This window comes from Thalassospira sp. CA1 (assembly GCF_059052855.1).
Genome location: NZ_JBZCIA010000001.1, coordinates 531,836 through 542,107 on the forward strand (window position 1 = coordinate 531,836; position 10,272 = coordinate 542,107).

Genomic DNA, 10,272 nt, shown 5'->3' on the forward strand with positions numbered 1-10,272 from the left:
TGAAATTGCCGAATCTTGTGTGAATTGCCGGACCACCATCTTGATTTCCGCGACGTGCCCCTAAAAATCGGCATTGTGGTGCCGAATTATTGAGACGCCAGACGACATCGCATGAAACCCGCAATATCGGATAAAAAAGAAAGCAATCAGGAAATGTCAGTACAGGAAAGCGCACCGGAAATCGGTGAAATCATCGAAGCAAGCAGCACGGCCGATATCAATGCCAAGGACCTTGAGATGCTTGGTCTGCTTGAAAAGAAAGTGCGCTGGCTGTCAAGCTGGACAATCCATAATGCCAACCATCTGCGCCCCAAGCGCGATGGCATCAAGGTTGGCGGCCATCAGGCCAGCTGTGCGTCGATGACGACCCTGATGACAGCCCTTTATTTCAATGTTCTGCGCCCGCAGGACCGGGTTGCGGTCAAGCCGCATGCAAGCCCGGTATTTCATGCGATCAACTATCTGTTTGGTCGCCAGACCAAGGAAAAGCTCGAAGCATTCCGCTCGTTCGGTGGGGCGCAATCCTATCCGTCACGGACCAAGGATGGCGATCAGGTCGATTTCTCGACAGGCTCCGTCGGCCTTGGTGCGGCGGTGACAAACTTTGCCGCCCTGACGCAAGATTACCTGCGCTACAAGGACATGCTGCCCAAGGATGAAACGCCCGGTCGCATGGTCGCCCTTGTCGGTGATGCCGAACTTGATGAAGGCAACATCTATGAGGCGCTGCTTGACACCTGGAAGCATGACATTCGCAATGTCTGGTGGGTGATCGATTATAACCGCCAGAGCCTTGATGGCATGATTGATGCGCATTTGTTCCGCGTGATTGGCCGGTTCTTCCGCGCGGTTGGCTGGAACGTGATTACCATCAAATATGGTCGCAAGCTGCATGACGCCTTTGCCAAGCCGGGCGGGAAATCGCTTAAGAAGTGGCTGAATGATGTGCCCAACGACATCTATTCGGCGCTGACCTTCCAGGGCGGGGCGGCATGGCGCAAACAGATCACCTCGGACATGGAAGGCGACAATGCGCTGGCAAGCCTACTGGGCGACTATGACGACGATCAGCTTCATGATCTGATGACCAATCTGGGCGGCCACTGCATGGAAGCCGTGCTCAGCGCCTTTGACGCCGTGCCCAATGACAAGCCGACCGTGTTTATTGCCTATACCGTCAAGGGCTATGGCACGCCGCTTCAGGGGCACAAGGACAACCATGCCGGCCTGATGAACGTCCCGCAAATGGATGCCTTCAAGCTTCAGAACAAGATCGCCGACGGGCAGGAATGGGATGTCGCGGCTGGCCTTGATATCAGTGCCGATGCGCTGCGCGACTATATTGCCAAGGCACCGTTTAACGATGATGCCCCGCGCAACAAGTCGGCCAAACACATCACCATCCCCGAAATGCCCTATGCACGTGCCGAAACGTCCAGCACGCAGGAAGTTTTTGGCAAGATTTTGAATGAACTGGCCAAGATGAAAAACAGCGACCTGTCGGACCGGATCGTGACCACCTCGCCCGATGTGACGGTCTCAACCAACCTTGGCGGGTTTGTAAACCAGCGTGGTCTGTTTGGCCGCGAAGAACTGGCTGATGAGTTCAGGGAACGCAAGGTTCCCTCAGCCCAGAAATGGATCAGATCGCCAAGCGGACAGCATGTCGAGCTTGGTATTGCCGAAAACAACCTCTTCCTGAACCTGGCAGCCCTTGGCCTGTCGCACAGCCTGTTTGGCGAACGCCTGTTCCCGATTGGAACGCTGTATGATCCGTTCATTGCGCGCGGTCTCGATGCGTTGAATTACGCCTGCTATCAGGATGCGCGTTTCATGGTGGTGGCAACGCCAAGCGGCATCACGCTGGCCCCTGAGGGTGGCGCGCACCAGTCGATATCAACGCCAATGATCGGCATGGGCCAACCCGGCCTGACCAGTTTCGAGCCAAGCTTTGGTGACGAACTGGCCGCGATCATGGGCTGGTCGTTTGAACATATGCAGGACCCGGACGGTGGATCGATTTACCTGCGTTTGTCAACCAAACCGCTGTCACAGCCGGAACGTGACCTGTCAGAATCAGAAAAAACCGAAATTATTTCGGGTGGCTATTGGTTGCGTCAGCCGGGCGACGATTGCAAGATGGCGATTGCCTATTGCGGTGCCATGGCACCCGAAGCAATTGCCGCTTGGGAAAAGCTGTCTGAAGATCATCCGGGGCTTGGTCTGTTGGCTGTCACATCGACCGATCGTCTGTACAACGAATGGCAGGATCTTGAACGTGCCCGCCTTGAAGGCAAGGCCGATGGTAAAATGGCCCATGTTGAAAACCTGCTGAAACCGCTGGCATCCGATGCCCGCCTTGTGACGGTGATTGATGGTCATCCAGCCGCCCTTGCATGGCTTGGCGGTGTGCGTGGTCACGCGGTTGCGCCGCTGGGTGTGAATGCCTTTGGCCAGTGCGGCGACAGCATCGCGCTTTATGATCATTATCAGATCGGCACCGACGCGATCCTGCGCGCTGCAAAACGCTGGGATTGAGTAAGCTAACCCATTGAAGTTTAGAAAGGGGCGACGTTGTTGATGTCGTCCCTTTTATTTTGAAATGGTGAACAAGTTCGCTTGCAAGTGATCGGTCGGCAGAACAACTCTGCGCAAAGCATCTTGAAGATGTGCGTTGTTATGTATCCTGGTCTGAAAGGACGTTGGTCATGGAATATCTGATGTTGCTCGGCGGTTTGGCCGGGCTTTTCTTTGGGGGGGAATCTCTGGTGCGCGGTAGCGTCGGGATCGCCCGCAAACTTTCCATGTCATCGCTTCTGATCGGTTTGACCGTGGTCGGTTTCGGGACATCGACGCCGGAACTTCTTGTCTCCATGGATGCGGCATTGCGTAGTGTTCCGGATATCGCGCTTGGCAACGTCATCGGGTCCAACATTGCCAATATCTTGCTGATTGTTGGTGTCTCTGCCGTGGTGTGGCCCATTGCGGTATCTGGCGGTACGCTTGGTCGTGACACCGCTGTGATGCTTGGTGCTGCTGTCGTGCTGGTGCCGTTCTTTGCGCTTGGTGACCTTGGGCGTGTGGCTGGCGGGTTTATGTTTGCGGCATTGATTGGTTATCTGGTGTTTGCCTATCGCCAGTCGCGTTCGGAACCCGCGTCATCGACGGATCTGCCCGAAGCGGTTTCAAATGTTTGGCTGTCAATTGTCTGGGTTTTCGCGGGGCTGGCCATGCTGATGGTTGGCGCCGATTACCTTGTCGAAGGGGCGGTGACCATCGCGCGAACCTTTGGTGTATCCGAAGCCTTTATCGGGCTTACGATTGTTGCGGTTGGTACGTCCCTGCCAGAGCTCGCAACGTCGCTGATTGCCGCATTGAAGAAGCAATCTGAAATCGCGATTGGCAATATTATCGGGTCGAACATTTTCAACATCCTGGGGATTCTCGGCCTGACGGCGGTTGTATCCCCGATTCCGGTGGCAGACCGGTTCCTGATGTTTGACCTTCCGGTGATGATTGCGGTTTCGATTGGCCTGACGCTGATGCTTCGCCGTCCGCAGATCGGTCGGATACCGGGCATCATCATGCTGGTGCTGTATGCCGGTTACGTCTGGGCAGCCCAGTAAGGATTGTCAGCGCAGGGAAGGCTGTTTGGCGGATTTCCTAAAAAAACGCCTGCTTTATGCCATCAATGATGAACTGGACCGCAAGGGCGGCCAGGATCATACCAAGCAGGCGTGATACCACGGTGGCAACGGTCGGGCTGAGGCGTTTGGCAACCACGTTTGCCAGCAGGAAGAAGACAAAGGCGATCACCATCACGACGGCGACCACGCCAATGACGCTGGCCTGCATGGCGATATTGTCTTCGAACTTGCCCATCAGAAGCATCACGGATGCGATGGCACCGGGGCCGGACAGGAACGGGATCGACATCGGGAAGATCGAGACATCATCGGCCTCGTCATCCGGGATGGTCGGGCCGTCCGCCGTTTTGGTGGCTGCGGCCTTGGACTTGGCTTTTGTAGTCTTTCCGGCCTTGTCGGTGTCGTGATCTTCTTCGAGTTCCTGATGGACCTGTTCGGCGCGCTGGTTACGTTTCTGGCTGCGCTTTTCAAACAGCATTTCAAGCGCGATCAAAAACAGCAACGTGCCCCCGGCAATTCGGAAGGCCGGCATGTGAATGCCAAACACGCCCAGCAATCCCTCGCCGATCAGGGCAAAGGCTGCAAGAATGAAGAAGCTGGTCAAGCAGGCACGGATCGCCATGCGCCGGCGGTGCGCAGCACTGGTGCCTTGCGTCAGGACGATGAAGACCGGCACCAGACCCAACGGGTCGATGATCACAAACAGTGTGACAAAGACCGGGATCAATTCGTTGAGCATATTTAGGGTCCGGACCTATTAATTTGGTTTGAATGGTCGCGCAGCTTTGTGCGGATACGCGGAGCGAAACCGCCGGAAGGTATTTATCTTTCAAGGTTTTGCGACAAAGTAGACCGTGCAAAGCTGCGCGATCCTAAGGACAGAGTTTATATTTGCGAACTCCCGTGTCAAACCCCTTGAGCGGGATGCCGACCCGCTCGGCGGGATTTTCCTTGGATTTCACAAATATAAGCTCTGCCATTCAAATCAAATTAATAGGTCCGGACCCTGAGCTTGGCATCGGTTCTTCCTGCTTTCGGCGACTGCGCGATGGATGCGTATATTGCGCCCATCTTCGCAGGTAAATGGTTAAATGGGCAGTTCTTTTGGGTGGGTTTGCAATGCAGGGCCTTATCGCCGTTTGCCGCGATTGCGTCCGTAACGCCCGGCACTTTCCGGCCAGTCGACATAATCAACCGGTTTCTTGCGCACCCATTTGACGAACTTGATGATGTCAGGATGGGCAAGCAGCTTGTCAGGGCTGTTATAGTCGCGTGCAAGGGTGGCTTCATCAAACAGGCGATGGATCATGCGATGGCAAACGCGATGGAGCCATTCGGTTTCAGTCCCGCCCTGTGATTTCGGGTGCCAGTGATGGCGATCAACACTGGGCCCTGCGATCATCGCCCGACCGCAAATCGCGCATTTTCCAAGATCAGGACTATCTGAATTACCCGGTATTGCCATGGTCGATTATTGCGGCGGCATCCGCCGGTTTTCAAAGAATTTCTGCCAGGTGCCGGGTTTGAGTGCGCGGAGTGCCTTTATCCGCGCGCCAACCGATGGATGGGTATCAAGCAGGCTTGGCGGCTGGGTGCTGCGATAGGGCACAAGGCCCAGACGTTTGCGGTTGATCTGATCGATATGCAGAAGGGCATCAATCATGTCCTCCGGGCCATTGAGCAAATCACTTGCCCCATGGTCGGCGGCAAATTCGCGGTCGCGGATGACCGCGCGCTGGAACAGGAAGCTGATGGTTGGCACCGCACCAAACAGGATAATCATCCAGGCGGGTGGATTGAAATCGCCAAAGATAAAGATCGCCAGACCAAACAGCGCGATGGTCCATGTTGCGCGATAAAGCACATCGGTAATCAGCAAGATACGCGTATCGCCATGCCAGGCATGGGCGACTTCGTGGGCCAAAATGGCGCGCATCTGGCGCGGTGAAAGGCCATGAACCGCATCGCTTGAAATCGCAATCGTGGTGTTGTCGTCCGTTCCGGTCGTGATGGCATTGACCCCCTTGCCGGGCAGCAAGAACAATTTTGGTTTGTGACCAAGTTCTGCGCGTTCGGAAAGCAGGCGGCTCATTTCATGGATGGCGGGATAATCTTCCCCCGAAAGCGGACTGGCGCGCAGCATTTTCATCAGGATTTCTGGCGAGATCATTGGCGAAAGTACCAGCATCAGGGCTACCGCAATACCAGCCGAAATCATCATCGATATCCCGCCCAGCATCCATGCACAGGCGGCAAGCACGCCGATCATGCACGCCATCAGCCCGCCCGCGTGGGAGACTCCGCCGGGCTGAATTGCGAGAAACCGTTGAATGAAGTCGGGAAGCTGCGGCGTGTTGTCAGCCATTCGCGTTTTGCCTGTCAGGGTTCGGGTTGGGGGCCTTATCCAAAGATAGGGATGATCACTGCAGATACGCAAATGCAACCTTTGGCACGGTCGGAAAAATTTATGTCAAACAATCGGTTGTTTGCATTGATCCAGCACAGGTTGTTGCCCACAACACGTGGTTGGGTTTCGACGCCGGAATTTGGCAAGAATTGCGCGATGTGATGACGCGGTAAGGCAATGAAATAAAGGGCTTTGCGGCGAAATCTTAACACATCCTTATATATTCGACTAGAATAGTGGGAGTATGCCATTGGCTAGGATACCCGTTGTGGCTTTGCCGCGCGGGTGGTTTGTCATGCGCAATTGCCAAATGGTCAACGGCAACAGATATAAGAGATCTGCCCTTGTTTCATGGGCGGTGGTAGTGGAAGGACTTGATGGGCCTGTTGGATAGAATCCGACCAACCCGCAAATCGGATGCGGGACGCGAAGGGGATCGTACCCCGCTGGAACGGTTGTTCTGGCGGTCGATTGCGCTTGTCGGCGGATTCTCGATGGTGATCAACCTGCTGAACATGGTGATCCCGATTTATTCCATGCAGGTGTTTGACCGCGTTCTTTCCAGTCGGTCGGTGGATACGCTGGCCCTTCTTACCCTTGGCATTGGTCTTGTTCTGGTCTTCATCGCCTCGATGGAACAGCTGCGATCACGGGTTTTGATCCGGGTCGGGACGGCACTTGATCTGCGTCTGGGCGGGGAGTTGTTTGCCCACGTTGTGCAGCAATCAGCACGCGGCAGCCAGATGCGCCAGAGACCTTTGCGCGATCTATATGGTTTGCGCGGGTTCCTGACCGGCAGTGGCCCGTTTGCACTGATCGATTTCATGTGGGCCCCGGTCTATATCGGGGTTGTGTTCATCTTTGATACCCGCCTTGGCATGGTGGCCTGTGGCGGGGCGTTGCTTTTGATCGTGATTGCGATTGCCAACGAAGCTGCGGCCAAGATTTCCGTCGACCGGTCCGAAGAAAGCCAGAACCGCGGTATTGCGCAGGAAGAAACCTATGTCCGCAATGCCGAGGCGATGGAAGCCATGGGCATGACCCAGTCCGCCCGCCAACGCTGGCAGGCGGACCAATCAGATTCGCTTTATTGGGAAGGCCAGGCCAGCCGCCGGGTTGGCACATCGACAACGTTGTCGCATTTTGTCCGTCTTGCCATGCAGGTCTGCTTTATCGGGGTTGGGGCCTATCTGGTCCTGTCCGAAAGCATCACGATCGGCATCATGGTGGCGTCCATGATCCTTGGCATGCGCGGTTTGGCGCCATTTGATGGCGCAGTGACTGCATGGCGCAGCTGGAATGCGGCCCGCAGTTCGTTCGAACGTCTTAATAATATCCTGCTTGAAAAACGTCAGACGGTCCCGGCACCCATGCCGCGCGGGCGGGGTATGTCGGTCAGTGTCGATCGTCTTGTCTTTGCGCCGCCCAACAGCCGCAATGTGCTGTTCAAGGGATTCTCGTTCAAGGCCGGGCCGGGGCAGATCATTGCAATCGCCGGGTTCAACGGGGTTGGCAAGACCGCGCTTTTGAAACTGATCATGGGCATCTGGTTGCCGGGGTCCGGCTCGGTGAAGCTTGATGACGTGGAAGCATCCCGCGCAGATCGCACCGAAATGGGCGCTCAGATCGGGTATCTGGCGCAAAACCCGTTCCTGTTCCCAGGCACAATTGCCGAAAACATCGCCCGTCTTGGCAATGCGGAAATGCGCGACATCATTCAGGCTGCTGAGCTGGCAGGTGCGCATCAGTTCATCCTGGATTTGCCCGATGGTTATGACACGCGGGTTGATCGTGGTGGTCGCAATCTTTCGGGCGGGCAGCGGCAATTGATCGCACTCGCTGCCGCCCTGTTTTCGCGTCCACGTTTGTTGTTGCTCGATGAGCCGACAACCGCCCTTGATGACAACGGCGTTACCCATATCAGCGAACTGATCGACGTTTTGCGCCGCAACGGCATTACGACCTTTATCGTTAGCCATGAACGTGAAATTCTGGCACGCGCCGATGCTATTCTGGCACTGGCCGACGGCCAAATTCAGGTTGTCCCGGTCAAGGGTGGGGCGAAATCAGCAGTATCAAAACCGGTTCCGGAAAGTGGTCAAATTGCGCGAGGCCTGCCACCAATGTCCCGCCCGGTCGAGCCAATGGCCGACGCGTTGCCATCTGATGGTCAAATGCGCATCACCCCCAAACAGATTGCCGTGCCAAACCCCGACGCACCGCGCCCGATTGTTGAGAAAAATACTGCCCCCAATACCCATCCGGCAGCAGCCATGAGCGCGCCGGAACCTGAAGTGGGGATTGAGGAAATACCAGAGATCGCGGATTTCGGTGCCACCGGCGAAGCAGGTTCTGGTCGCGCACAAGCCGCAAAGCAGGCGGCAGGTATCGCCAAAACAGAAATGAAGCCACAGCCGACCCCGGGTGGCACGATGATGACCATGCGCCCGGTCAGCAAGAAGCAAGCCGCGACAAGGGACGATGCCCGCAAGGACCCACCGGCCCGCGCATCGCGTGAAGCCCGTCCGGCAAGTGCCGCCGATCTTGCGCCCAAGCGCGCCGCTACCAAACCAAAGGCCCAGCCGGAACGCACCGCACAACCGGCCCGCAAGCCTGCGCCACAGCGCAAAATGAGTGAAGCCGAAGCCATCGCCAAGGCCCGCGAAGAAGCCGCGATGCGCATGCGCAAAGTGCGTGAGGATGCCGAACGTGCCGCTGCTGCGCGCGCACCGCGCCGCAAACCGGCCGCCGCGGAAGATCGCCAGATGGACCGCGCACAAGCAAGTTCACAAAATACCCGTCGCGGTCGTCCGCAATTGCGCGTGGTTGAAGGATCAGCTGAACGTCGACAGGGTGGTGCCTGATGTCTGGTGGTGTGCAACTTCCAACCGCGCGCGAGCTTAGTACCGATGTTAAGCCATTGGTGCGGATCGGCTTTTTGATCCTGTTCTTGGGCTTTGGCTCGGTCCTTCTGTGGGCGGGTACGGCCGAGGTCAATTCGGCCGCGACGGCCAGTGGTGTGGTTGCGCCATTTTCCGGCCGACAAAGCGTTCAGCATCTTGAAGGCGGCATCATTCGCGACATTCTTGTGCGCAATGGTACGCGGGTCCAGGCGGGTGATGTCCTGATCAGGCTTGATGATACGCGTTCACGGGCAAGTTTTGATCTGCTCAATAACCGTTATCTCAATGCGCTGGCGACCCAGACGCGGCTGATTGCCGAACGGGCGCAGGATGATTACTTGTCATTCCCGCCGCCGCTTGAAGATCCGCGGTATTTTTCGATCACGGACGCACAACGGACCCTGTTTGACAGTCGCCGCAGTGCGTTTGCCGGTGAACTTGCGCTCTATGACGAACGCATCAAGGAATTGCGTCGCGAGATTATTGGCACGCGCGAACAAAAGACCGCTGCCGAACAGCAGGTAGGGATCGTCAAGGAAGAGCTCGCCATGGTCAAGCCGATGGTCGATCTTGGCTATGCCCGGCGGACCCGGCTGCTGCAACTCGAAAGCCGGTTGGTCGAAACCCTTGGCAATATCGGGCGGTTTTCGGCCGACATTGCCCGGATTGAACAGCAAATCCAGCAGGTCAAGGCCAGTCAGTCGCAGCTGATGCGCGACCACCTGCAATCGATCAACACAGAATTGCGCGATATCCAAAGCGAGATTTCCGATCTGAACGAACGCCTGCGTTCGGCCGAGGATATCCTGGTGCGTTCCGACATCAAGGCGCCGCGCAACGGCACGGTGACCAATATGCAGTTCACCACGGTCGGCGGGGTCATCCCGCCCGGGGCACAGGTGCTTGAAATCGTGCCGGCGGATGATCGGCTTGTGATCGAGGCCCGCGTTTCTCCGAACGATATTGACGTTGTCTCAGCCGGTCTCCCGGTCAATATCCGGGTGACATCGTTCAGTCAGCGCTGGTTTGCGCCGGTCAAGGGCACGGTAACCGATGTCTCACCGGACCGGCTGACAGACTCCGAAGGGCGATCCTATTTCCAGGCCATGGTCGAGATCGATGCCGAAAGCCTCGCCGAGCATGAAGGGATGATTTTGTCGCCCGGTATGCCCGCCCAGTTGGAGATCGTAACGGGTGCCAGAACGATTCTCGCTTACCTGTTTTCACCGATCACCACCAGCTTTGATCGCGCATTCCGCGAACAATGATCCGGTAAATAACGTATAGGTCATGGCAGGTGAATCTATACAACCTG

General features: G+C 56.5%; 7 protein-coding genes. 4 read left to right on the forward strand and 3 right to left on the reverse strand.

What is annotated here, in order from left to right; all coding sequences use genetic code 11:
* The first annotated feature begins 153 nt into the window (after positions 1-153).
* Positions 154-2,538 (forward strand): thiamine pyrophosphate-binding protein, encoded by a 2,385-nt coding sequence (locus AC5Q5A_RS02560; protein WP_493894235.1) that lies wholly within the window; start codon positions 154-156, stop codon positions 2,536-2,538.
* A gap of 170 nt (positions 2,539-2,708) precedes the next feature.
* Positions 2,709-3,626, forward strand: coding sequence for a calcium/sodium antiporter (locus AC5Q5A_RS02565; RefSeq protein ID WP_493894236.1), 918 nt, complete (start codon positions 2,709-2,711; stop codon positions 3,624-3,626).
* Between the two features lie 37 nt (positions 3,627-3,663).
* On the opposite strand, the gene AC5Q5A_RS02570 is transcribed toward AC5Q5A_RS02565, so the two are convergent.
* The 3 genes from AC5Q5A_RS02570 to AC5Q5A_RS02580 all read right to left on the reverse strand — a co-directional run bounded on the left by AC5Q5A_RS02570 (position 3,664) and on the right by AC5Q5A_RS02580 (position 6,012).
* A complete protein-coding gene (locus AC5Q5A_RS02570; RefSeq protein ID WP_475351489.1) occupies positions 3,664-4,386 on the reverse strand; it encodes a MarC family protein in 723 nt (240 codons plus the stop codon).
* Between the two features lie 390 nt (positions 4,387-4,776).
* Complete coding sequence (locus AC5Q5A_RS02575; protein ID WP_082923351.1) at positions 4,777-5,049, reverse strand: HNH endonuclease; 273 nt, start codon at positions 5,047-5,049, stop codon at positions 4,777-4,779.
* Between the two features lie 69 nt (positions 5,050-5,118).
* Entirely contained in the window at positions 5,119-6,012 is an 894-nt protein-coding gene (locus tag AC5Q5A_RS02580; RefSeq protein ID WP_286792819.1) for a M48 family metalloprotease, read from the reverse strand.
* Positions 6,013-6,431: 419 nt separating this feature from the next.
* Between AC5Q5A_RS02580 and AC5Q5A_RS02585 the strand changes: the two genes are divergently transcribed.
* Both AC5Q5A_RS02585 and AC5Q5A_RS02590 read left to right on the forward strand, forming a co-directional pair.
* Positions 6,432-8,918 (forward strand): type I secretion system permease/ATPase, encoded by a 2,487-nt coding sequence (locus tag AC5Q5A_RS02585; protein WP_493894237.1) that lies wholly within the window; start codon positions 6,432-6,434, stop codon positions 8,916-8,918.
* The gene (locus AC5Q5A_RS02590) at positions 8,918-10,225 is read left to right on the forward strand and encodes an HlyD family type I secretion periplasmic adaptor subunit (RefSeq protein ID WP_008888392.1); all 1,308 of its coding nucleotides are present in this window, start codon (positions 8,918-8,920) and stop codon (positions 10,223-10,225) included. The genes AC5Q5A_RS02585 and AC5Q5A_RS02590 overlap by 1 nt, the downstream gene beginning before the upstream one ends.
* The last annotated feature ends 47 nt before the right edge of the window (positions 10,226-10,272 follow it).

What these genes read in the sequence shown, in the direction of transcription:
- AC5Q5A_RS02575 (WP_082923351.1), bottom strand. Translation starts at nt 5,049, where the DNA reads ATGATCGCAGGGCCCAGTGTTGATCGCCATCACTGGCACCCGAAATCA.
- AC5Q5A_RS02560 (WP_493894235.1), top strand. Translation starts at nt 154, where the DNA reads ATGTCAGTACAGGAAAGCGCACCGGAAATCGGTGAAATCATCGAAGCA.
- AC5Q5A_RS02580 (WP_286792819.1), bottom strand. Translation starts at nt 6,012, where the DNA reads ATGGCTGACAACACGCCGCAGCTTCCCGACTTCATTCAACGGTTTCTC.
- AC5Q5A_RS02590 (WP_008888392.1), top strand. Translation starts at nt 8,918, where the DNA reads ATGTCTGGTGGTGTGCAACTTCCAACCGCGCGCGAGCTTAGTACCGAT.
- AC5Q5A_RS02570 (WP_475351489.1), bottom strand. Translation starts at nt 4,386, where the DNA reads ATGCTCAACGAATTGATCCCGGTCTTTGTCACACTGTTTGTGATCATC.
- AC5Q5A_RS02585 (WP_493894237.1), top strand. Translation starts at nt 6,432, where the DNA reads ATGGGCCTGTTGGATAGAATCCGACCAACCCGCAAATCGGATGCGGGA.
- AC5Q5A_RS02565 (WP_493894236.1), top strand. Translation starts at nt 2,709, where the DNA reads ATGGAATATCTGATGTTGCTCGGCGGTTTGGCCGGGCTTTTCTTTGGG.